A 20,848-nucleotide genomic window follows, 5' to 3' on the forward strand; every position below is an offset into this window, starting at 1 on the left:
AGGGCGGGCCACCCACGGATGAGGGCTTCTCACCCGACCCGCCAGAAAGACTCATACTTTCGGCTAGTCATAGCTCCACTCTTCGGCTACGGTCTACTGCATCGGTCAAGAAGGCGCCGAGATCACCACCATGCGATGTCTCTGTCGCGGTGCGGACCTCACGCCTCTTGACGTGCAGATGTGTTCCCCCGCCGCGGCAGTCCGCGGGTGGTCCGGCAACGGATGCCCACGACGCAGCGTTCGAGAAGAGGAACCATCATGTACGCATCTGTCACGAGGCCGATCCACTCCCGCCGCCCGTCCGACGTCAGTGACGCCGCGACGGAGGAGCGGGGCGTCGAACTGATCGCGGCCCTGGCACGGACCCCGCAGGGTGACCCGGCACGACCGCGGCTGCGGGACGAGACCATCGAGGCCTGGCTGCCGATGACCCGGCGCCTCGCCCGCCGCTACGCCGGCCGCGGCGAGCCGCTGGACGACCTGGTCCAGGCCGCGACCGTCGGCCTGATCAAGGCGATCGACCGGTTCGACGCCGAGGTCGGCGTCGACTTCACCGTCTTCGCCATCCCCACCATCCTCGGCGAGATCAAGCGGCACTTCCGCGACCGCGCGTGGGCCATCCGGGTCCCGCGGCGGCTCCAGGAGATGCGGATGGCGATCAGCGACGCCGGTACGGTGCTGGCGCACAGCCTCGGGCGGGCTCCCACGGTCGCCGACATCGCCGGCTACCTCAAGGTCAGCGAGGAGGCGGTGCTCGAGGGGCTGGAGGGTGCCCGCGCGTACAGCGCGACCTCCCTCTCCACGCCGGTCGGCACCGAGAGCGGCACGCTGGAGCTCGGCGACACCATCGGTGCCGAGGACGACGACTACGCCCGTACCGAGCTGCACCTGAGCCTGGGGCCCGCGATGAAGTGCCTCACCGAGCGGGAGCGGACCATCGTGACGTTGCGCTTCTTCGGCAACCAGACGCAGACGCAGATCGCCACTCAGATCGGCGTGTCGCAGATGCACGTGTCGCGGCTGCTGTCGGCGGCACTGCTCAAGCTGCGGACCCGGCTCGGCCCGGACGCCTGCTGAGCCCCACCTCAGCGATGGGCCCGGCGGCTCCGGCGCCGGGCCAGCACCACCGCGATCACCACGGCGAAGGCGTCGAGGGTGACCACCGCGGCGACCCGGCCGAACAACAGCATCACCATCGGTAGGGCGATGTAGAGCGAGATACACAGCGCGAGGACCGTCGGGGCGCGACGGTCCTCGCCGTCTGTGCGCATCCGGGCAGCGAACGCGGGGTCCTGACGCGACAGCCCGGACTCGATCTCCGCCAGCCTGCGACGGTCCCGATCGTCGAGCATGTCCCACCCCCTGGCCGTAGGAAGCAGCGCGGCTACCCCGCCGCGCGGATGTCAAACCGTCGATGTTCCCCAGCGGGTTAAAAGCTGCGAAGGTGGGTAGGCGCCGGTCACTCGTACGGTTGAGGAGAAGGCATGACTGCTGTCACCCCGCGCCCGGTCGTCACCCGGCCCTGGCCGGTCCGGAGCCAGGTCCGTGGTTCCGCGCTGGCCCGCATACTGCGCACCACGGATGCGAAGCAGATCGGCATCATGTACATGACCACGGCCTTCGTGTTCTTCCTGATCGGCGGGTTCATGGCGCTGATCATGCGGGCCGAGCTGGCCCGCCCGGGCATGCAGGTGCTCTCGCCGGAGCAGTACAACCAGCTGTTCACCATGCACGGCACGATCATGCTGCTGTTCTTCGCGACGCCGATCGTGTTCGCCTTCGCCAACTTCGTGGTGCCGATCCAGATCGGCGCCCCGGACGTCGCCTTCCCGCGGCTGAACTCCTTCGCCTACTGGCTGTACCTGTTCGGCGGAATGATCGCCATCGGGGCGTTCCTGACTCCGACCGGCGCCGCGGACTTCGGCTGGACGGCGTACACCCCGCTGAGCACCTCGCTGCATTCACCCGGCGTCGGCGGCAACATGTGGGTCGTCGGGCTGGCCCTGTCCGGCCTCGGCACGATCCTCGGTGGGGTCAACATGATCACCACCATCCTGACGCTGCGGGCGCCGGGCATGACCATGTTCCGGATGCCGATCTTCACCTGGAACATCCTGATCACCAGTCTGCTGGTCATCGCGATCTTCCCGTTCCTGGCCGCGGCGCTGTTCGCGCTGGCCGCCGACCGGGTCCTCGGCGCGCACGTCTTCGACGTGGACACCGGCGGCCCGATGCTGTGGCAGCACCTGTTCTGGTTCTTCGGGCACCCCGAGGTGTACGTCGTGGCGCTGCCGTTCTTCGGCATCGTCACCGAGGTGATCCCGGTCTTCAGCCGCAAGCCGGTCTTCGGCTACAAGGGCCTGGTCGGTGCCACGATCCTCATCGGCATGCTGTCGTTCAGCGTGTGGGCGCACCACATGTTCGCCACCGGACAGGTGCTGCTGCCGTTCTTCAGTCTCCTGAGCTTCCTCATCGCCGTGCCGACGGGCATGAAGTTCTTCGTCTGGATCGGCACGATGTGGCGTGGTCAGATCAGTCTCGAGTCACCGATGCTCTTCGCGATCGGCTTCATGGTGACCTTCCTGCTGGGCGGCCTGACCGGCGTACTGCTGGCCTCCCCGCCGATCGACTTCCACGTGCACGACAGCTACTTCGTGGTGGCGCACTTCCACTACGTGCTGTTCGGCACGATCGTGTTCGCGGTGTTCTCCGGCATCTACTTCTGGTTCCCGAAGATGTTCGGCCGGATGCTCGACGACCGCCTCGGAAAGATCCACTTCTGGCTGACCTTCCTCGGCTTCCACACCACCTTCCTGGTGCAGCACTGGCTGGGTGCGGAGGGCATGCCCCGGCGCTACGCCGACTACCTCGCGGACGACGGCTTCACCGCGCTCAACACCGTCTCGACCATCGGCTCGTTCGTCCTCGGCGCCTCCACACTGCCGTTCCTGTACAACGTCTGGCATTCGTACAAGGCCGGTGTGCTGGTCACGGCGAACGACCCGTGGGGCCACGGCAACTCGCTGGAGTGGGCGACCTCGTCGCCGCCGCCGCTGCGCAACTTCGACAAGATGCCGCGGATCCGATCCGAGCGGCCGGCCTTCGACGCGAAGTTCCCCGAGCTGGCCGCCGGTGAGCAGTCCGAGGCGGGACCACCCGAAGGCGGTGCCCGGCCGCTGACCAGCGAGTCCGACAGTGGCGCCCGGTACGAGGAGGACACCGACCACCGGCTGGAGGAAGGCCGGTAGTCCCGGCGGACAAGAACCGGCGGTGGGCCTGTCCGCCCACCGCCGGTTTTTCGTGCCCGCTCAGGTGCAGGAAGGCAGGCCCTTCAGGACGCCGCTGCGATAGGCGCCGATCCGGTCGAAGGCACTGGCCTCCTGCTGGGACCCGGCCCGGCCGAAGGCCAGCAGAGCCGCCACCGCCTCGTCGAGGTCGCCGGGCGACAACCGGATTCCCGCCGCGGGATCACGGTTCAGCAGATCGTTCGTCCACGCCCCGGCGAAGCAGTCCACCGCGAGCTGGCCCGCCCGGTCCTGGGTCTGCGCACCCCGGCGGTCCTGGACCGCCCGGGCGAACAGATCCCCGAGCAGCATGCCGACCGCGTTGTCCCCGATGCGCTGGTACAACTGCTGCCCGAGCTGCTCGTCGTCGAACGCGATGAAGTCGCCGTCCGGGCAGTAGAAGGCCGCGCCGCCGGCCGAGGAGTCCGGGGCCGGGCAGGACGGCGCCGAGCCGCTCTCGAACGCCTGCACCCCCAACGTCTCCCAGGGCTGGCCGGTGAGCTGCGGATACACCCGCGCCCAGAACGCCTGCGCGTCCTTGCTGAGGGAGTCCACCGCTTCCGCGTACGGCAGGTCTCCACCAGTGGCGGCCTCCTCCTGGGTGGTGAAGGGCACCTCGGTCACCGGTACGTTGTCCACCCGGTAGTCGGCGCAGAGCGACACACCTTTCTCCACGCCGTCCTGCATGGCCCGGATCCGGTCGAAGGCGTTGCCGTGCGCCTGCGGGTTCTGCGCCGCGGTGCCCGGCTCGTCGCGCAGCAGCAGCATCCCGGCGACCGTGTTGTCGAGCTGGGCCGGGGTGACGTCCTTGAACGCCGTCGACCGGCCGGCCAGCACGTCCGCGGTCCAGGCCCCGGCGAAACAGTCGGCCTGCTGCTCCAGCACGACCGTGGGCTGCTCGGTGACCCCCAGCCGGGACTGGATCGCGTGCCCGTACTCGTGGGCCATGACGAAGCCGACGAGCAGCGGGCCGAAATCGCCGTACAGCTGCGGGATCAGCGTCTCGGCGTCCCAGGCGATGAAGTCGCCGGCTGGGCAGTAGAAGGCGTTCGGCTGGTACTCGGCGGCCTGGCCGCCGCAGGCCGGCGCCGGGTCCGACCGGGTGTACGGGTGGTAGCCGCCCTTGATCGGCGCGAAGGCGGCACCGCCGGCGACCCGCGGGTAGGCCGCCGACCAGAAGCGCTCGACGTCGCGCAACGCCCCGGTGACGACGTCGCCGGGCACCGCGTTCGCCGACGCGTTGTTCATCCGGCCGAGGCCGCCCGGCGGCGCCGGCCGACGAGGCTCGGTGCCGCCGGACGAGACGACCACACAACCGGAGGCGGCGGCAACCAGCACGCCGGCGAGCAGCCCTCGGACGAGTCTCTGCACGATCACGGTCGGCTCGCCGGACCGGCCAGGAGCCGTCGGAGGCTCGAGTCCTCGGTGGGCTGCCTGCCGGTCGGCGACTCGGCGCTGCGGCGCGATTCCGGCTGCCGGGGGTTGGTCATGGTCGCTCCTTCCGTTGCCGGAGCGCCTACCCGATCCGCAGGGGGATATGTGTCCCGGATGTCCCGTGGATCCCGTCCATGGCGAAGAACCCGGAGGACGCTGGGCGGCGCGGCGTCATCCGGCGCGGCGCAGTTCCTGCTTGCCGGCGGTCAGCGTGACGACGCCGTTCTCATCCGTCGTGGTGACGTCGGCGACCTGTGACCCGCCGGCGTACCAGGACGTGGCGAGCAGCCCCGTGCCGCCGGCCCGCAGGTAGCCCTCGGCCATCAGCCGGCCCACCTGGTCGTCCGCCGCGTTCTCCGGCAGGTCGGGCCGGACTTCGGTGCCGGGCATCTCGACCGCGGTGACGGTGCCGACCTCGTCGCCGGCCGCGTCGACGACGGTCATGCCGGGGCTGACCTGGGCGATCGGCAGAGGCCGGTCCGGCCCGCCGGGACCGGTGGATCGAAGTGGCTCCATCCCGGTCGGGTGCCCCCGGCGCGGACAGATCAAACCAGTGACTGACCGGGGTCAGCCGGTCAGGCAGCAGTTGACCATGCCGAGTTCGGCCCCGGCCGGGGTGTGCCCGTGCCCGCCCGGCCGGGGCCGGGCCAGCCCGAACTGCTCCAGCAGGCCCGCGATCTGCAGCACCCGGTAGGTCATCGGGGTGGGACCGGTCAGGAACAGCCGGCATTCCAGCTGCCGGGCGTCGGCCTGGCAGCGCAGCAGCGCCTCGATGCCGGCGGCGTCCAGGAACGTCACACCGGAGACGTCCACACCGATGTCCCGGGGCGGTTCGCGGCGCAGCACGTCGATCAGGCACTGCTGCAGGTGCCGGGCGCTGATCTCGTCGACGTCGCCGGAGATCACCAGCCGCAACGGGCCGTTGTCGTCGGCGTGGCGGATCTCGATCAGCGGGCACCGGTCGTCGTGCCGGGATGTGGATGAAGCCTCGGCGAGCATGGACACACTCCAGAAATAGGCACCTGCGGGGTGCCCTCCCTGCTGAAGGCTGCCTTGCACGGTATCGCCGGACGGTTGCGGATGACCAGTACAGGATCAGGTTGAGGAACGCGGCGGCTGCTGGGCCCGGTCGACCAGGGCCGCCGCCACGTCGCGCAGCTTGCGGTTGGAGTCCTGCGACAGTTTGCTCATGATCCGGAACGCCTCGTCGGCGGTGCACCGGCGCTCGCCCATGATGATGCCCTTGGCCTGCTCGATCACCGCCCGGCTCTCCATCGCCGCCTGCATGTGCTGGGCCAGAGTTGCCGTGACGTCGTACAGGTGGGCGTTCGCCAGAGCCACCGCCGCGTAGCCGGCGAACGTCTGGGCGAGGAGGATCGCGTCGTCGTCGAACGTGTCGGGCTTGAGGGCGTAGACGTTCAGCGCCCCGCTCACCGTCTCGTGGATGGGCAGCCCGATCGACAGCGAGCTGTTGACCCCCGCCTCCCGGGCCTGGTTGGCCCAGTCCGGCCAGCGGCTCTCGGAGGCCATGTCCGGCACTGACAGGCTGTCACCCGACGCGGACGCTTCCAGGCAGGGGCCGTGGCCCTTCTTGTACTGCGATTCGTCCAGGGCGAGGGCGACGTCGCCCGTGAAGGCAGCTGTGTACGCGCCCTGGCCCCGGATCAGGGTCACGGAGACCTCGTCGGTGCCGGGGATGGTGCGTTTGGCCAACTGGGCGATCTTGCCGAGCACGCCGTCGACGTCGGTCTCGCTCAGCTTGATCCGGCCGAGCTCGGCGAACGCGTCGGTCGGGTCCATGGGCTGTCTGTCGGTCATGAGCTATGCGTCCTCGGGTTGTGCACGTGCCGCGTCGCCGGTGCGGGCCGTGCGCTCTTTACTTCCGGACTCCCGGTGGTCGGCATCCGCCGGTCGCGCCGCTTCATGACGCCTGCGCCGTCGCCGGTGCGGCGGGGAACGCAGAGGTCCAGGTTAGCGGGCTTCCTCGGTTCCGCAGCAGGGCCGCGGGGCCGCCACTTCAGAAAGTCCGCTGGTACAGCGAGCACCCGCGGCAGACGTCCGGCGGCTCGTCGCCGGACAACCGGCGCCGGAACTCCCGGTACGCGGGCCCGTGCCAGATCTCCGGGAAGCTCTGCTCGTCGAGGCGGCCCAGGGTGACCCGGTCGTCGCCCATGACCATGCAGCAGGGCTGGACGACCCCGGCGCTCGTGACGTACGCGGCCTCCCACGGCCACGAACATCCCCGGCCCCGCCCCGCCTCGGCCGGTGGTGCCGGTCCCAGCGCCGGGAGCCGCAGCTTGAGTCCGTGCTCGCGGGCCAGCCGGGCCGACTCGGCGAACATCCCGGCGGCCCGCTCCAGGTCGGAGCCGGTCCAGAGGGCCTGGTCGGCGGTGAAGGTGCGGATGCCCTCGTACCGGCCGGCCGGGTCGGTGTCGGAGAAGCTGTGCGACAGGTTCTGCACGTGCAGCTCGTCCACGCCGATCCCGCCCAGCAGAGCGACCAGGGCGGGCAGCTCACCCACGTTGTCGCGCATCGCCACGAAGACCACCCGGATCCACGGGGTGGTGCTGTCCGCCGCCCGCTTGGCCCGGACCAGCCCGGCCAGATTGGCGAGCACGGTGTCGAAGTGCGCGCCGTCGCGGATGGCCTCGTACGCTCCGGCGTGCGCGCCGTCCAGGGAGACGTGCAGCCAGTCGACGCGGCTGTCCACCAGCTCCCGGGCGCGTCGCGCGGTGAGCAGGGTGGCGTTGGTGTTGAAGCCCACGGTGATCCGCCGGGCGACCGCGGTCCGGATCATCTCCGGCAGGTGTGGCGACAGCAGCGGCTCGCCGAGCCCCTGCAGCGTCAGTCTGCGCAGCCCGGGCACCTCGCCGACCAGCCGGTGGAACAGCGGCAGCGCCATGGCCCCGGCCAGCTTGTTCACCGGCGGCCGGTAGCGCACCAGGCACATCATGCAGCGCAGGTTGCAGGCGGAGGTGATCTCCAGTTGCAGGTGTGACGGCAGTGGTGGCGCCTCGAGGGTGGCCGGCATGAGCGCGGAGTGCCCAGCGACGCCGGTTGGAAACGTGTCACCGGCCCGGCGGTCACCGGGCGCCCCGGCCGGGCTACTTTGATAGAGGGTCAAGCCAAGTGCCCGTCGATTTTTACTGACGGGAGAGGTATGTCCAGTTCAGGCCAGCTGCCGCGCCGGTCGGCCCCGGAGGTCGCGGACGTCCCGGCCCCGAGCGCCGGCACTCCCGCCCCGGCGGCCAGCGCGCAGGCCATCGCCCAGGACGGGTCGATCATCGCCACCGTCTCACGCCGCCTCCGCCCGGCCGAGCCCGGGGAAACGGGTCCCGAGGTGGTCGTCAGCGTCCAGGGCGACCTCGACCTCGACACGGCCCCGCTGGCGCAGGCCACCCTGATCCAGGCCCTGGAAGGCGCCGAGCGGGTCTGCCTGGAGCTGAGCGGAGTGCGCTTCTTCGGCGCCGCGGGCGTCCGCGTCGTCATCGCCGCCCAGCTGCGCGCCGCGTCGCTGGGCCGGCAGCTGCGGCTCAGCGGCGTGCACGGCATCACCGAACGAGTTCTCGCCCTCACCGGGGTGTATCGCGGGGGCTGAACACAGCACCGCGGGGCCGGGAGGCTCGGCTATCATCTTGGTCAGCCGCCGGCGCCCCTGAAGGTGCGGGCGGTCCGGCGTCAAGCAGCGGCGCGGGTTCAGGGTTCCACAGTCCCTGGACAGGTAGTCCGTCCACTCCGCACGGCCGCCTCCCCGGGGCGGCAGCGTGCCCGCTGCAGGGAAAACAGACGTACATGGCTCAGCAACCCACCGACCCGGCGGCCGCGTTCGCGGAGTTCGGCCGGATCAAGCTCGGCGAGACAGATCTGCACGGCGTCCTCACCCGGGTGGCCGAGCTCGCGCGGCGGACCCTGCCCGGCGCGGACGAGGTCTCGATCACCCTGGTCCGGGACGGGCGCCCGTACACCGCCGCGTACACCGGCGAGATCGCGTTGCAGCTCGACGAACGGCAGTACGAACGGGACGCGGGCCCCTGCCTGCAGGCCGCCGCCGGCAAGACCACCGTCTCGGTCCCGGACACCGCGAGCGACACCCGCTGGGACGGCTGGGCTCCCAAAGCCGCGGCCGCCGGCGTGGGCAGCGTGCTCTCGGTCGGCCTGCCGATCCGGGAGAGCGTCACCGGCGCGGTGAACATCTACGGCCTGCGCCCGCGCGCGTTCGACGACGACACGGTTCAGCTGGCCCAGCGTTTCGCCGGCTACGCGACAGTCGCCCTGGCGAACGCCCACCTGCACGACAGCACGACCAACCTGGCCCAGCACATGCAGGCCGCGATGGAGAGCCGCGCGGTGATCGAGCAGGCCAAGGGCATCATCATGGGGGAGCGCCGGTGCAGCGCCGACGAGGCCTTCGCCGTGCTCACCAGGATCTCGCAGGACTCGAACCGCAAGCTGCGGGACGTGGCCGCCGCCCTCGTCGCCCGGGTCGGGAGCGGCTCGACGCCCTGAGAAAGATCGCTCGCCGCACGCCGTGCGGGGCGCCGGGGGGTCGTCTATGGTCGGTCTCATGGGAGTCCGCACCTGGATCGGGCACTGGCCGGTCTACCGGCAGCTGACCGGCACCGACCCGCTGGGCCGGGGCGCCGCGGCTCAGTCCGACCGCTCGAAGTCGCTCACCGCGCGCACCGAGACGGCCGATTCGATGGCCCGGTCCGTGTGCCCCTACTGCGCGGTCGGCTGCGGGCAGCGGATCTTCGTCAAGGACGGCAAGGTCGTCCAGATCGAGGGCGACCCGGACAGCCCCATCTCGAAGGGCCGGCTGTGCCCCAAGGGCTCGGCCAGCAAGAGCCTGGTGACCAGCGACCGCCGTCAGCAGAAGGTGCTGTACCGGCGCCCCTACGGCACCGACTGGGAAGAGCTCGACCTCGACACCGCGATGAGCATGATCGCGGACCGGGTGCTCGCCGCGCGCGAGCAGACCTGGGAGGACAACGACGCCGAGGGTCGTCCGCTCAACCGCACGATGGGCTTCGCGAGCCTCGGCGGCGCGACGCTGGACAACGAAGAGAATTACCTGATCAAGAAGCTCTTCACCGCCATGGGCGCACTCCAGATCGAGAACCAGGCGCGTATTTGACACTCCGCCACCGTTCCCGGTCTGGGAACCAGCTTCGGCCGTGGCGGGGCCACCGGATTCCTCCAGGATCTGGCCAACGCAGACTGCATCATCATCCAGGGCTCCAACATGGCGGAGGCCCACCCGGTGGGCTTCCAGTACGTGGTGGAGGCGAAGAAGCGCGGCGCGAAGATCATTCACGTCGATCCCCGGTTCACCCGTACCAGCGCGCTGGCGCACAGCTATGTCCCGGTGCGGGCCGGCGCGGACATCGCGTTCCTGGGCGGGATCGTCAACTACATCCTGAGCAACGAGAAGGACTTCCGGGAGTACGTGGTCGCGTACACCAACGCGTCCATGATCGTCAGCGAGGACTTCCAGGACACCGAGGACCTCGGCGGGCTGTTCTCCGGCTACGACCCCGAGACCAACGCGTACGACCAGACCTCCTGGGCGTACGAGGGCCAGCAGGACGACGAGGCAGCCACCCAGGACGAGGACGAAGCGGCGACCGACCGGGAGACCGCCTCGGGCCTGGAGCAGGAGTCGCACGGCCCGCCGGTGCCCGCCGACGTGCCCCGTGACCCCACGCTGCAGCACCCCCGCTGCGTCTACCAGGTGCTCAAGCGGCACTACGCCCGCTACACCCCGGAGGTCGTGGAGCAGGTCTGCGGCGTCCCCCAGGACAAGTTCCTGGAGGTCTGCGAGGCCTGGACGGCCAACTCCGGCCGGGAGCGCACCACCGCCCTGGTCTACTCGGTCGGCTGGACCCAGCACAGCGTCGGCGTGCAGTACATCCGCACCGGCGCGATCATCCAGCTGCTGCTGGGCAACATGGGCCGTCCCGGCGGTGGCGTGATGGCGCTGCGCGGGCACGCCAGCATCCAGGGCTCCACGGACATCCCGACCCTGTTCAACCTGCTGCCCGGCTACCTGCCGATGCCGCACTACACCCAGCACGAGACGTTCCGGCAGTGGGTCGACGGCATCCGGCACCCCGAGCAGCAGGGCTTCTGGGCCAACGCGGAGTCGTACGCCGTCAGCCTGCTCAAGGCGTACTGGGGCGATGCGGCCACGGCCGAGAACGACTGGGGCTACGGCTGGCTGCCCCGGCTGACCGGCGACCACGGCACGTACCAGCAGGTCCTCGACATGATCGACGGCAAGATCAAGGGGTACTTCCTGCTCGGGCAGAACCCGGCCGTGGGCTCCGCGCACGGCAAGGCGCAGCGCCTGGGCATGGCCAATCTCGACTGGCTGGTGGTCCGCGACCTGTTCATGATCGAGAGTGCCACCTTCTGGAAGGACGGTCCGGAGGTCGCCACCGGCGAGATCGTGCCCACCGAGTGCAGGACCGAGGTGTTCTTCATGCCCGCGGCCTCGCACGCCGAGAAGGAGGGCACCTTCACCCAGACCCAGCGGATGCTCCAGTGGCGCGAGAAGGCGGTCGAGCCGCCGGGCGACTGCCGCTCCGAGCTGTGGTTCTTCTACCACCTGGGCCGCATCGTCCGGGAGCGGCTGGCGGAGTCCACGCTGCCGCGCGACCAGGGCCTGCTGAAGCTGACCTGGGACTACCCGCTGCACGGCGAGCGCGGTGACGAGCCCAGCGGCGAGGACGTGCTCAAGGAGATCAACGGCTACGACACCGCCACCGGCGAGCTGGTGCCCAACTTCACCTCGCTGAAGGCCGACGGCTCCACCGCCTGCGGCTGCTGGATCTACTCCGGCGTCTTCAAGGACGGCGTCAACCAGGCGGCCCGCCGCAAGCCCGGCTCGGAGCAGGACTGGGTGGCCCGGGAGTGGGGCTGGGCCTGGCCGTCGGACCGCCGCACGCTCTACAACCGCGCGTCCGCCGATCCGGACGGCAAACCGTGGTCGGAGCGCAAGAAGTACGTCTGGTGGGACGAGGAGGCCGGCGAGTGGACCGGCTACGACGTGCCCGACTTCGAGAAGACCAAGCCACCGTCGTACCGCCCGCCGGAGGGCGCGACCGGGGTCGAGGCCATCTCGGGTGACGACGCGTTCATCATGCAGGGCGACGGGAAGGGCTGGCTGTACGCACCCAGCGGCCTCATCGACGGCCCGATGCCCACCCACTACGAGCCGGTCGAGTCGACCGTGCGCAACCCGCTCTACCAGCAGCAGGCCAACCCGACCCGCAAGCTGTACGAGCGCGCCGACAACCTGACCAACCCCAGCGTCCCCGAGCTGCACTCCGAGGTCTTCCCGTACGTCTTCAGCACCAGCCGGCTCACCGAGCACCACACCGCCGGGGGCATGAGCCGGCAGCTCGCGTACCTGTCGGAACTGCAGCCGGAGATGTTCGTCGAGGTCTCCCCGGAGCTGGCCGCGGAACGCGGGCTGGAGCACCTGGGCTGGGCGCACATCGTGACCGCCCGGGCGGCGATCGAGGCGCGGGTGATGGTGACCGACCGGCTCACCCCGCTGCGCATCGACGGCCGGGTCATCCACCAGCTCTGGCTGCCGTACCACTGGGGTGGCGAGGGCCTGGTCACCGGCGACTCCGCCAACGACCTGATCGGCATCACGCTCGACCCGAACGTGCTCATCCAGGAGAGCAAGGTCGGCACCTGCGACATCCGGCCGGGCCGGCGCCCGACCGGGCCGCAGCTGTTGGAGTACGTCGTCGGCTACCGCCGGCGGGCCGGCCTCGCGCCGGACCACCACACCCCCATGCTGACCAGGAACGAGCCGGAGGAGCCCGGATAATGGCCGGACCGAACAGCCTCTACGGCCCGCTGGACCCCGCGCCCGACGCGGGTTACGTCGACGCGCCACCGCGGATGGGCTTCTTCACCGACACCAGCGTCTGCATCGGCTGCAAGGCGTGCGAGGTGGCCTGCAAGGAGTGGAACCTGATCCCGGACGACGGGTTCAACCTGCTCGGTCAGTCGTACGACAACACCGGTGGCCTGACCGCGAACTCGTGGCGGCACGTCGCGTTCATCGAGCAGCCGGTGGCCAACCGCGGCGGGTCGACGGACACTCCCGGGGCGTTCGCCGGCCTGCCGGTTGGTCCGTCGGTCAGCGCGCACACCGCCGTGGTCGCGGCCGGCAGCGGACAGGACATGGGCACCGACCCGGGGATCCCGCCCGCGGTCGACGCGCTGGCCGCGGCGGCCACGATCACGGCCCCGAACGGACCGCAGTTCCTCGGCATGCCCGGCTCGGACCTGCCCGGCCGCACCATGGACGCGCCGCGCAGCGACTTCCGCTGGCTGATGATGTCCAACGTCTGCAAGCACTGCACGCACGCCGCCTGCCTGGACGTCTGCCCGACCGGGTCGCTGTTCCGCACCGAGTTCGGCACGGTCGTGGTGCAGGAGGACATCTGCAACGGCTGCGGCTACTGCATCCCTGCCTGTCCGTACGGCGTGATCGACCAGCGCAAGGACGACGGCCGGGCCTGGAAGTGCACGATGTGCTACGACCGGATCGGTGACGGCATGACCCCGGCGTGCGCGAAGGCCTGCCCGACCGAGTCCATCCAGTACGGCGAGCTCGACGAGTTGCGCGCCCGCGCCCAGCACCGGGTGGAGAAGCTGCACGAGCAGGGCGTCGACTCCGCCCGCCTGTACGGCGAGAGCCCGGACGACGGCGTGGGCGGCGACGGCGCGTTCTTCCTGCTGCTCGACGAGCCCGAGGTGTACGGCCTGCCCCCGGACCCGATCGTGACCACCCGCGACCTGCCGGACATGTACAAGCGGGCCGGGCTGGCCGCGCTGGCCATGGCCGCCGCGGTGGTCGCCTCGTTCGTCGGACGGCGCGGATGAGGCCCCGCGAGGAGGCGGAACGCCCCCGCGACGACTCGGTCAGCCCGCCGCCCGCGGGACGGCCCGGCAGCGGCCTGGCCCGCGACGAGGCCCCCGGCGGCCCGGTACGCGACATTGCCCGCAAGGGACGCCGGCGCGGTGGCGGCCGGGGTGGCGACCGGTCGATGGTGCCGCCGGCGGAGTTCCGGTCCTACTACGGGCGGCCGATCGTCAAGGCCGCGGTGTGGCATCACGACATCGCCGCGTACCTGTTCACCGGTGGCCTGGCCGCGGGCTCCGCGCTGCTGGCCGCCGGCGGCGACGCCTCCGGGCGCCCGGCGCTGCGCCGCGCCGGCCGGGTCAGCGCGCTCGGTGCGGTCCTGGCCAGCACGTACTTCCTGGTCAACGACCTGGGCCGGCCGGAACGTTTCCTGCACATGCTGCGGGTGGCCAAGCCGACCTCACCGATGTCGATGGGCACCTGGGTCTTCAGCGCCTTCGGCGTGACCGCGGGCGCGGCGGCGGTCGCCGAGGCAGCCCCACTGCTGCCGGACAGGGGAGTGCTCGGGCTGGCCCGCAAGCTGCTCCCGCCGGTGGGCACGGCCGGGCAGTACGGCGCCGCTGTGGTCGCGCCGGCGCTGGCGACGTACACGGCGGTGCTGCTGGCCGACACCGCGACGCCGAGCTGGCATGCGGCGTACCCGGAACTGCCGTTTGTCTTCGCGGGCAGCGCGCTGGCCAGCGGGGCCGGGGTGGGCCTGCTCGCGGCCCCGGCCGAGCAGGCCGGCCCGGCCCGGCGGATGGCGGTGCTCGGGGCGGCGATGGAGCTCTACGGGGCGCACCGGGTGGAGACGACCAAGGGCATCCTGAGCGAGCCCTACCGCGACGGCAAGGCCGGCAAGCTGCTGCGGGCGGGCCGGACGCTGACCGCGCTCGGAGTGGCCGGGGCGGTCCTGGGCCGCCGCAGCCGGGTGGTGTCGGGGCTGTCCGGGCTGTCGCTGCTGACGGCGTCGCTGGCCACCCGGTTCGGCATCTTCGAGGGCGGCCTGGCGTCGGCGCGGGATCCGAAGTACACGGTGCTGCCGCAGCGGGAGCGACTGGCGCAGCAGGCTGCTTCGAACGGCAGCGACGGCGGCGCGAAGACCCAACAGCCGGGGTAGCGCCTCAATCGATCCGGCCGATCAGCATCCTGAGCAGCTCGTCCCCGGTGACCTGCCATTTCTCGGCGGTGAGGTGACCGCTGTTCTCCATCGCGATGATGCCCTGCACGCTCGCCATCACCAGCGCACCGATCGGCCGCGCCCGCTGCGGATCACCGATGACGTCGGCGACGATGGCCAGAAACCGGTCGTGGGTACGGGAAACCGCGGCGAGCGCCTCGGGGTGCTCGGCGGTCGGCGCGGAGAACATCAACGCGTACGCGTGCGGGCGGCGCCGGCCGACGTCCATGAGTCCGGCCAGGGCCAGCTCCAGGCGCTCGGACGGCGCCCGGTCCGCGGTCAGCATGTCGAGCTGCTCGCTCACCGCTTCCCAGCTCTTGGTCGCGACGGCGGCGAGCAGATGCTCCTTGTCCGGGAAGTGGCCGTAGGGCGCGCCCCGGGACACCCCGGCCCGGGCGCCCACCGCGCGCAGCGTCACGGCGTCGACGCCACCCTCGTCGAGCAGCTCGGCCGCCGCGTCGACCAACGCGCGCCGGGTCGCCGCCGCGCTCTCCACTCTGCTGACCATGCTGCCAATCTACCTGACAATGTCATCCGACTCACTTGACAATGTCATTCGAGTGCGTAGCGTGTGTCATATGACAACGTCACACGAAGAGCTGGTCCTGATCAGCGGCGCCTCGACCGGAATGGGTGCCGCCACCGCCCGCGAGCTCGCCCGCCGCGGCTACCACGTGCTCGCCGGTGTCCGGCGCGAAGCGGACGCCGACGCGCTGCGCGCCCCGAACCTGGAACCGGTGATGCTCGACATCACCGACCCGGCCCAGATCGAAGCGGTCACCCGCCGCATCACCGGCGACCCGGCGCGACGACCGCTGCGCGCGGTGATCAACAACGCCGGGATCGCCATCAACGCGCCGGTCGAGCTCCTGTCGATGGCGCAGTGGCGGGAGCAGTTCGAGGTGAACTTCTTCGGGCATGTCGCGGTCACCAAGGCCGTCCTGCCCGCGCTGCACGCGGCCGGCGGCCGGGTGGTGAACATCAGCTCGATCGGCGGCAAGGTCGCGATGCCGACCTACGGCGCGTACGCCGGCGCGAAGTTCGCCATGGAGGCGATGAGCGACGCGTTGCGCCGGGAGCTCGCCCCGCATGGTGTTCAGGTGGTGGTCGTCGAGCCCGGTGGCGTGCGTACTGAGATGGCGAGCCATGGGGTCGAGCGGGCCAACGACATCTTCGCCGGGCTGTCGCCGGTCGAGCGGGGGCGGTACGGGGGGCTGCTGCAGGCGATCGTCAGCCACGCCACGGCGTTCACGAAGTCGGGGCTTCCGGCCGAGGCGGCCGGACGGGTCATCGCGGACGCTGCGACGGTTCGGCGGCCGCGCACCCGCTACACCATCGGGCGGGACGCGGCTGTGCTCACGCGGCTGTCCCGGCTGCTTCCGGATCGGGTGCTGGACCGCCTTCTCGCGGCTGACCTGCGGCCGCACTTCCCCCAGGAGCAGCCCGCCGCCGTGGCCGGCTGAGCGCGGTCTGCCCGGCGACGGTCAGCGGACCAGCAGGGTCGTGCCGTCGCCGCGGGCGGGCAGCAGCTCGCCGATGACCGGGTAGCCGGGCACCTCGCCCGCCACCAGCAGCCCGCCGGAGGTCTGCGCGTCCGCCAGCAGCAGCAACTCGTCCTCGGAGACACCGTCCGCGTCCAGGTGCGGGCGTACCCAGTCCAGATTGCGCCGGGTGCCGCCGCTGACGTACCCGGCGGCGAGCGCGTCCCGGGCACCCTCCAGATAGGGCACCGCCGCCGCGTCCACCCGGGCGGTCAGCTTGCTGGCCCGGGCCAGCTTGTGCAGGTGCCCGAGCAGCCCGAAGCCGGTGACGTCGGTCGCGCAGACGGCCCCGGCGGCCAGTGCGGCCTCGGAGGCGGCCCGGTTGAGCCCGGTCATCGCGGCGACGGCCTGCGGGAAGACCTCCCCGGTGTTCTTGTGCCGGCTGTTGAGCACCCCGATGCCCAGCGGCTTGGTCAGGGTCAGCGGCACACCGGCCACGCCGGCGTCGTTGCGCATCAGGTGATCGGGGTCGGCGATGCCGGTGACGGCCATGCCGTATTTGGGCTCGGGATCGTCGACGCTGTGCCCGCCGGCCACGTGGCAACCGGCCTCCCGGGCGACGGCCAGGCCACCGCGCAGCACCTCGGCGGCCAGCTCCATCGGCAGCAGGTCCCGCGGCCAGGCCAGCAGGTTGACCCCGACAACGGGCGCACCGCCCATGGCGTACACGTCGGACAGCGCGTTGGCGACGGCGATCCGCCCCCAGTCGTAGGCGTCGTCGACGACCGGCGTGAAGAAGTCAGCGGTGGCGACGATGGCCACCCCGTTGGCGATCCGCACGACCGCGGCGTCGTCGCCGTCGTCCAGCCCGACGAGCAGCTCGCCGGGCCCGCGCGGAGCGGACTCACCCATCAGCCCGGCGACGACGGTCTCCAGCTCGCCCGGGGGGATCTTGCAGGCACAGCCACCGCCGTGCGCGTACTCGGTCAGCCGTCGGCTCTGTGTAGACGTCACCATCGCACTCTTGCACGACCGCGGGCATCCCGCCGTGCGGGGCGGCGGCGGGCGGCCTAGGGTGATCGACGGAGGCGTTCAGGTGGCTGGTGCCCCTCCCGGTCTTCAAAACCGGTGTGGCCCGGTATCCGGGCCGGGCGGGTTCGATTCCCGTCCGCCTCCGCTCCCCACCATGTACCCCGGTCCGTGCCGGCTTGCGCCCAAAGCCGTCTGGGCCAAGAAAGTCTTGCGTCAGACTTTCTTGTCTCGTACGGTCTCTTCATGCCTTCTCTCCCCGCCGCTCACCCACCAGCGGACATGGCCATCTACCACTTGCCGACCGGCACCTATGAGACCCGGGCGGCTTTCGCCGTCCGGGGCGGGTCGTTCCGCGACAAGCGCCAGTTCGCCGCATCCGCGATCCTGGTTCGGCACCCGGACGGGGACCTGCTGATCGACGCCGGCTTCGGCGCCGACGTCGCCGCGCACATCAAGCTGCTGCCCGCCTTCGTCCGCGCTCCCTACCAGGTGGGCCGGACGGTGCAGGAGCAGCTCGATGCCGCGGGCTACAGCCGCGACCGGCTGTCGGGCGTCCTGCTCACTCATTCGCACTGGGATCACTCGAGCGGCCTCGACAGCCTGGGGGGCACGCCGCTCTGGATGAACGCTGACGAGCGGCGGTACGCCGCCAAGGACCCCGACGGCAAAGTGTTCCGCCTGGTCTCCCGTGGCTACGACATCCGCGAGTACGCCTTCCCGGACGGGCCGTATCTCGGGTTTCCGTCGAGCTACGACGTGCACGGCGACGGCTCGGTCGTCATCGTGCACGCGGCCGGCCACACCGAGGGTTCGGTGATCGTCTTCGTGACCGTGCCCGCCGGCCACCGGTACGCCTTCATCGGCGACCTGACCTGGCAGATCGACGGTATCCGCCGGCGGGCCGAACGGCCGTGGCTGATGAGCAAGCTCGCCGACAGCGACCCCGGCCAGGTGCGCCGGGACCTCGACCGCATGATCGCGCTCGACGGCCTGATGCGCATCGTCCCCGCGCACGACCTCGGCTCCTACGACGGCATCCCGCTGCTGGTGCCCGAGGGTGCCGGTCGTTCCCGCTGAAGACGTACGGTGCTCGCATGCAGAGCCCGCAACCGCCCGGGGACGTCGGCCCGCGTCCCACCATCGACTCCGAGATCACCTGGCTGCTCCATCGCGCGGCCCAGCGCATGCGCGCCGCGACCGGTGACATGGCCGAGCAGCACGGACTCACGCTGCGCGAATACATCGTGCTGAGCGCCCTGCACAAGAGCCCGGGTCTCACCCAGGGCGAACTCGGCAAGACCCTGGGGCTCGACAAGACCACCCTGATGAGCCAGCTCGACCGGCTCGAACGTAACGGCTTCGTCGTGCGGCACAACGATCCGCGTGACCGCCGGCTGCGCATCCCGGTGATCACCACCGACGGCGAGGCTCTGCGCGCGAAGGTCGCCGCCGCCTGCGACACCGTCGAGGCCTCGGCGCTGACCAGCCTCGACCCGGATGAGATCCAGGACCTGCGGCGCTTGCTCGTCGCCGTGATCGGCGACGTGGAGGACCGCGGGTCCTGCCTATGACCCCACCAGGAGTGAAGATGACCGTCCCCCCGCCCGAGCTGAGTGACCGAGCCGCCGCCGGCCGGGACATCTACGCCCGCAACTTCGGGGTGTCCCCGGCGGAGGTGGAACGGCTCATGACCCAGCACGCCGGTCCGGTCTTCACCCGGGAGGCATACGAAGCCGCCGGCGGCCCGGGCTGGCAGAGTCCCGCCCTGACCGACCGGGACCGGAGCATCGCCGTGATCGCCGTGCTCGTGGCCCAGAACGTCACCGGCCAGCGGCTGTCGACCTACCTGTCGCTGGCCCGCCGCAACGGTCTCGACCTCGAGGGGCTCACCGCGCTGATGGTGCTGCTCGGCTCGTACGTCGGCCAGCCGTACAGCTCGCTGGCGATGGAAGCGGTGCAGCGCTCGGCCGGCGCGGAGCAGTGACTTGACTCTCGCCGCCATCCCCAGCCCGGCTACCTCGGTATGGCACCTGGGCCCGCTACCCGTGCGGGCCTACGCCCTCTGCATCCTCGCGGGCATCGTCGCCGCGGTCCTCATCATGGAGAGACGACTGCGGGCGCGCGGCGTCGATGCCGGGGCCTCCCTGGACATCGCGGTCTGGGCGGTGCCGTCCGGCATCCTCGGTGCCCGCGTCTACCACCTGATCAGCTCGCCGCAGGACTACTTCGGTGCCGGTGGCGACCCGCTGCGCGCTTTCGCCATCTGGGAGGGCGGCCTCAGCATCTGGGGCGGCCTTGCCGGGGGCGCGCTCGGCGCCTGGATCGCCGTGCGGCGCCGCGACCTTCCACTGAGTGTCGCCGCCGATGCCCTCGCTCCCGGACTTCCGGTGGGGCAGGCGATCGGGCGGATCGGGAACTGGTTCAACAACGAGGTGTACGGCCGGCTCACCACGGTGCCGTGGGGCTTGGAAGTGCACGACATGCGGACAGGGCAGCTTCTGCCCGGGCTCTATCACCCCACCTTCGCGTACGAGGCGCTCTGGAATCTGGGCGTGGCCGTGCTCGTCTGGGGAGCCGACCGCAGGCTCGCTCTCCGGCGCGGACGAGCCTTCGCCCTCGCCGTGATGGGATACACCGCCGGCCGGGTGTGGATAGAGACGCTCCGGATCGACGAGGCCAACACCTTCTTCGGAGTACGGCTCAACGTGTTCACCGCGGTCCTGGTGTTCCTGGGCGCGACGCTCTACTTCCTCAGGACACGGCCCTCGATCCGGCATCCGGATCGTGGAGCGGCGCAGTCGGCTCGTGGCCGCGGCCCGGGCGGATGACCTCGAACCCGCAGCGCTCATAGAAGATCGCTTGTGACAATCTGCGCGCGGTGCTGCACCGCGCCAATGACGACTACAAGAAGACGAAAGCCGCAGTGAAGCCGCTGCGGAAATCATTCTGGGCGGCGTGGATGGCGGCCTTGCGGACCGGTGTTCTCGTGGCGATCGGGCTGGCCATCATGGTGGCGTGGTTCGTCAGGGACGTGCGCCGCGCCGAGGGCGAGCCGATCCCACAGCCTTCGCCAAGCGTGTCAGTGCGGAAGCCGACCCGCTGACCGGTGACGGCGGCAACGGGGTGAACGGGCCCCAGTCGACCGTTCCTCCGACGTGCCGGGCTCCGTCGAAATTCGCCGCCGCCTGAACGTTTTTGAACGACACATTCCCGCCGTGCAGCCGCATGCCGTCGAAAGAGAACCGGCCGGCGAATGGCACCGGTTGGAAAGTCATGTGGCCGGTGGAGGTCAGCTCGGCGCCGGAGAGGGGGAGGGGTTAGCAGGGCGACGTGTCCGAGCAGTGACCGCGGCCAGATCGTGAAGGCGCTCCGGTGCCGCGGGCGAAGGCTGAAATCACGAGCGTCGATTTGACGATCCGGGGTACCCGTGGCTGGGGGGGGGGGGGGGGGGGGGGGGGGGGGGGGGGGGGGGGGGGAGGGGGGGGGGGGGAGGGGGGGGGGACAAATAGCG

Annotated in this window: 19 protein-coding genes, 1 tRNA gene and 2 pseudogenes; 14 read left to right on the plus strand and 8 right to left on the minus strand. The window is 71.0% G+C overall.

Annotation, left to right across the window (positions count from 1 at the left end):
* Positions 1-258: 258 nt before the first annotated feature.
* On the plus strand, positions 259-1,077 hold the full coding sequence (locus tag ACZ6S4_RS39930) for a SigB/SigF/SigG family RNA polymerase sigma factor (protein ID WP_465479887.1): 819 nt from the start codon (positions 259-261) through the stop codon (positions 1,075-1,077).
* An 8-nt stretch (positions 1,078-1,085) separates the two neighbouring features.
* Here the strand turns inward: ACZ6S4_RS39930 and ACZ6S4_RS39935 are convergent, their stop codons facing one another.
* Positions 1,086-1,352: a DUF3040 domain-containing protein gene (locus tag ACZ6S4_RS39935; RefSeq protein ID WP_465479888.1), complete on the minus strand. Its 267-nt coding sequence runs from the start codon at positions 1,350-1,352 to the stop codon at positions 1,086-1,088.
* Between the two features lie 132 nt (positions 1,353-1,484).
* Here ACZ6S4_RS39935 and ctaD point away from each other — a divergent pair, with 132 nt between their 5' ends.
* Positions 1,485-3,248, plus strand: a complete 1,764-nt coding sequence (ctaD, locus tag ACZ6S4_RS39940; RefSeq protein WP_465479889.1) for an aa3-type cytochrome oxidase subunit I — start codon at positions 1,485-1,487, stop codon at positions 3,246-3,248.
* A 60-nt stretch (positions 3,249-3,308) separates the two neighbouring features.
* On the opposite strand, the gene ACZ6S4_RS39945 is transcribed toward ctaD, so the two are convergent.
* The 5 genes from ACZ6S4_RS39945 to ACZ6S4_RS39965 all read right to left on the minus strand — a co-directional run bounded on the left by ACZ6S4_RS39945 (position 3,309) and on the right by ACZ6S4_RS39965 (position 7,749).
* Positions 3,309-4,661, minus strand: a complete 1,353-nt coding sequence (locus ACZ6S4_RS39945) for a neutral zinc metallopeptidase (RefSeq protein WP_465479890.1) — start codon at positions 4,659-4,661, stop codon at positions 3,309-3,311.
* A 228-nt stretch (positions 4,662-4,889) separates the two neighbouring features.
* The gene (locus tag ACZ6S4_RS39950; protein WP_465479891.1) at positions 4,890-5,234 is read right to left on the minus strand and encodes a hypothetical protein; all 345 of its coding nucleotides are present in this window, start codon (positions 5,232-5,234) and stop codon (positions 4,890-4,892) included.
* 51 nt (positions 5,235-5,285) lie between these two features.
* Positions 5,286-5,717, minus strand: coding sequence for an STAS domain-containing protein (locus ACZ6S4_RS39955; RefSeq protein WP_465479892.1), 432 nt, complete (start codon positions 5,715-5,717; stop codon positions 5,286-5,288).
* Between the two features lie 96 nt (positions 5,718-5,813).
* Entirely contained in the window at positions 5,814-6,536 is a 723-nt protein-coding gene (locus ACZ6S4_RS39960; protein WP_465479893.1) for an ANTAR domain-containing protein, read from the minus strand.
* Between the two features lie 199 nt (positions 6,537-6,735).
* Positions 6,736-7,749, minus strand: a complete 1,014-nt coding sequence (locus ACZ6S4_RS39965; protein WP_465479894.1) for a radical SAM protein — start codon at positions 7,747-7,749, stop codon at positions 6,736-6,738.
* A 129-nt stretch (positions 7,750-7,878) separates the two neighbouring features.
* On the opposite strand from ACZ6S4_RS39965, the gene ACZ6S4_RS39970 reads away from it, so the two are divergent.
* From ACZ6S4_RS39970 to nrfD, 5 genes and pseudogenes are all read left to right on the plus strand, one after another.
* A complete protein-coding gene (locus tag ACZ6S4_RS39970) occupies positions 7,879-8,316 on the plus strand; it encodes an STAS domain-containing protein (protein ID WP_465479895.1) in 438 nt (145 codons plus the stop codon).
* A 194-nt stretch (positions 8,317-8,510) separates the two neighbouring features.
* The gene (locus ACZ6S4_RS39975) at positions 8,511-9,224 is read left to right on the plus strand and encodes a GAF and ANTAR domain-containing protein (RefSeq protein ID WP_465479896.1); all 714 of its coding nucleotides are present in this window, start codon (positions 8,511-8,513) and stop codon (positions 9,222-9,224) included.
* A 58-nt stretch (positions 9,225-9,282) separates the two neighbouring features.
* Positions 9,283-12,534, plus strand: a pseudogene (fdh, locus tag ACZ6S4_RS39980) (formate dehydrogenase); the annotation flags it as partial.
* 26 nt (positions 12,535-12,560) lie between these two features.
* Positions 12,561-13,625: a 4Fe-4S dicluster domain-containing protein gene (locus ACZ6S4_RS39985; RefSeq protein ID WP_465479897.1), complete on the plus strand. Its 1,065-nt coding sequence runs from the start codon at positions 12,561-12,563 to the stop codon at positions 13,623-13,625.
* Positions 13,622-14,764 carry an NrfD/PsrC family molybdoenzyme membrane anchor subunit gene (gene nrfD, locus ACZ6S4_RS39990; RefSeq protein ID WP_465479898.1) on the plus strand — a complete coding sequence of 381 codons (1,143 nt, stop codon included), beginning with the start codon at positions 13,622-13,624 and terminating at the stop codon, positions 14,762-14,764. The genes ACZ6S4_RS39985 and nrfD overlap by 4 nt, the downstream gene beginning before the upstream one ends.
* Positions 14,765-14,768: 4 nt before the next feature.
* On the opposite strand, the gene ACZ6S4_RS39995 is transcribed toward nrfD, so the two are convergent.
* Positions 14,769-15,332 (minus strand): TetR/AcrR family transcriptional regulator, encoded by a 564-nt coding sequence (locus ACZ6S4_RS39995; protein WP_465479899.1) that lies wholly within the window; start codon positions 15,330-15,332, stop codon positions 14,769-14,771.
* Between the two features lie 70 nt (positions 15,333-15,402).
* Between ACZ6S4_RS39995 and ACZ6S4_RS40000 the strand changes: the two genes are divergently transcribed.
* Complete coding sequence (locus ACZ6S4_RS40000) at positions 15,403-16,287, plus strand: SDR family oxidoreductase (protein ID WP_465479900.1); 885 nt, start codon at positions 15,403-15,405, stop codon at positions 16,285-16,287.
* 21 nt (positions 16,288-16,308) lie between these two features.
* On the opposite strand, the gene selD is transcribed toward ACZ6S4_RS40000, so the two are convergent.
* On the minus strand, positions 16,309-17,322 hold the full coding sequence (selD, locus tag ACZ6S4_RS40005) for a selenide, water dikinase SelD (protein ID WP_465479901.1): 1,014 nt from the start codon (positions 17,320-17,322) through the stop codon (positions 16,309-16,311).
* A 67-nt stretch (positions 17,323-17,389) separates the two neighbouring features.
* On the opposite strand from selD, the gene ACZ6S4_RS40010 reads away from it, so the two are divergent.
* From ACZ6S4_RS40010 to ACZ6S4_RS40035, 6 genes and pseudogenes are all read left to right on the plus strand, one after another.
* A tRNA-Sec gene (locus tag ACZ6S4_RS40010) sits at positions 17,390-17,482 on the plus strand.
* 98 nt (positions 17,483-17,580) lie between these two features.
* On the plus strand, positions 17,581-18,414 hold the full coding sequence (locus tag ACZ6S4_RS40015) for an MBL fold metallo-hydrolase (protein ID WP_465479902.1): 834 nt from the start codon (positions 17,581-17,583) through the stop codon (positions 18,412-18,414).
* A gap of 17 nt (positions 18,415-18,431) precedes the next feature.
* Positions 18,432-18,908, plus strand: a complete 477-nt coding sequence (locus ACZ6S4_RS40020) for a MarR family winged helix-turn-helix transcriptional regulator (protein WP_465479903.1) — start codon at positions 18,432-18,434, stop codon at positions 18,906-18,908.
* Positions 18,909-18,925: 17 nt separating this feature from the next.
* Positions 18,926-19,321, plus strand: coding sequence for a carboxymuconolactone decarboxylase family protein (locus ACZ6S4_RS40025; RefSeq protein WP_465479904.1), 396 nt, complete (start codon positions 18,926-18,928; stop codon positions 19,319-19,321).
* A gap of 1 nt (position 19,322) precedes the next feature.
* Positions 19,323-20,099, plus strand: a pseudogene (lgt, locus tag ACZ6S4_RS40030) (prolipoprotein diacylglyceryl transferase); the annotation flags it as partial.
* Positions 20,100-20,215: 116 nt separating this feature from the next.
* Positions 20,216-20,440: a hypothetical protein gene (locus tag ACZ6S4_RS40035; RefSeq protein ID WP_465479905.1), complete on the plus strand. Its 225-nt coding sequence runs from the start codon at positions 20,216-20,218 to the stop codon at positions 20,438-20,440.
* Positions 20,441-20,848 lie beyond the last annotated feature (408 nt).

The sequence above is a fragment of the Actinoplanes sp. NPDC051405 genome (genome assembly GCF_055586185.1).

Coding starts and splice junctions, on each gene's coding strand:
- ACZ6S4_RS39970 (WP_465479895.1), top strand. CDS start 7,879: ATGTCCAGTTCAGGCCAGCTGCCGCGCCGGTCGGCCCCGGAGGTCGCG.
- nrfD (WP_465479898.1), top strand. CDS start 13,622: ATGAGGCCCCGCGAGGAGGCGGAACGCCCCCGCGACGACTCGGTCAGC.
- ACZ6S4_RS40015 (WP_465479902.1), top strand. CDS start 17,581: ATGCCTTCTCTCCCCGCCGCTCACCCACCAGCGGACATGGCCATCTAC.
- ACZ6S4_RS39950 (WP_465479891.1), bottom strand. CDS start 5,234: ATGGAGCCACTTCGATCCACCGGTCCCGGCGGGCCGGACCGGCCTCTG.
- ACZ6S4_RS40020 (WP_465479903.1), top strand. CDS start 18,432: ATGCAGAGCCCGCAACCGCCCGGGGACGTCGGCCCGCGTCCCACCATC.
- ACZ6S4_RS39975 (WP_465479896.1), top strand. CDS start 8,511: ATGGCTCAGCAACCCACCGACCCGGCGGCCGCGTTCGCGGAGTTCGGC.
- selD (WP_465479901.1), bottom strand. CDS start 17,322: ATGGTGACGTCTACACAGAGCCGACGGCTGACCGAGTACGCGCACGGC.
- ACZ6S4_RS39930 (WP_465479887.1), top strand. CDS start 259: ATGTACGCATCTGTCACGAGGCCGATCCACTCCCGCCGCCCGTCCGAC.
- ACZ6S4_RS39935 (WP_465479888.1), bottom strand. CDS start 1,352: ATGCTCGACGATCGGGACCGTCGCAGGCTGGCGGAGATCGAGTCCGGG.
- ctaD (WP_465479889.1), top strand. CDS start 1,485: ATGACTGCTGTCACCCCGCGCCCGGTCGTCACCCGGCCCTGGCCGGTC.
- ACZ6S4_RS40025 (WP_465479904.1), top strand. CDS start 18,926: ATGACCGTCCCCCCGCCCGAGCTGAGTGACCGAGCCGCCGCCGGCCGG.
- ACZ6S4_RS39995 (WP_465479899.1), bottom strand. CDS start 15,332: ATGGTCAGCAGAGTGGAGAGCGCGGCGGCGACCCGGCGCGCGTTGGTC.
- ACZ6S4_RS39985 (WP_465479897.1), top strand. CDS start 12,561: ATGGCCGGACCGAACAGCCTCTACGGCCCGCTGGACCCCGCGCCCGAC.
- ACZ6S4_RS40000 (WP_465479900.1), top strand. CDS start 15,403: ATGACAACGTCACACGAAGAGCTGGTCCTGATCAGCGGCGCCTCGACC.
- ACZ6S4_RS39960 (WP_465479893.1), bottom strand. CDS start 6,536: ATGACCGACAGACAGCCCATGGACCCGACCGACGCGTTCGCCGAGCTC.
- ACZ6S4_RS39965 (WP_465479894.1), bottom strand. CDS start 7,749: ATGCCGGCCACCCTCGAGGCGCCACCACTGCCGTCACACCTGCAACTG.
- ACZ6S4_RS39955 (WP_465479892.1), bottom strand. CDS start 5,717: ATGCTCGCCGAGGCTTCATCCACATCCCGGCACGACGACCGGTGCCCG.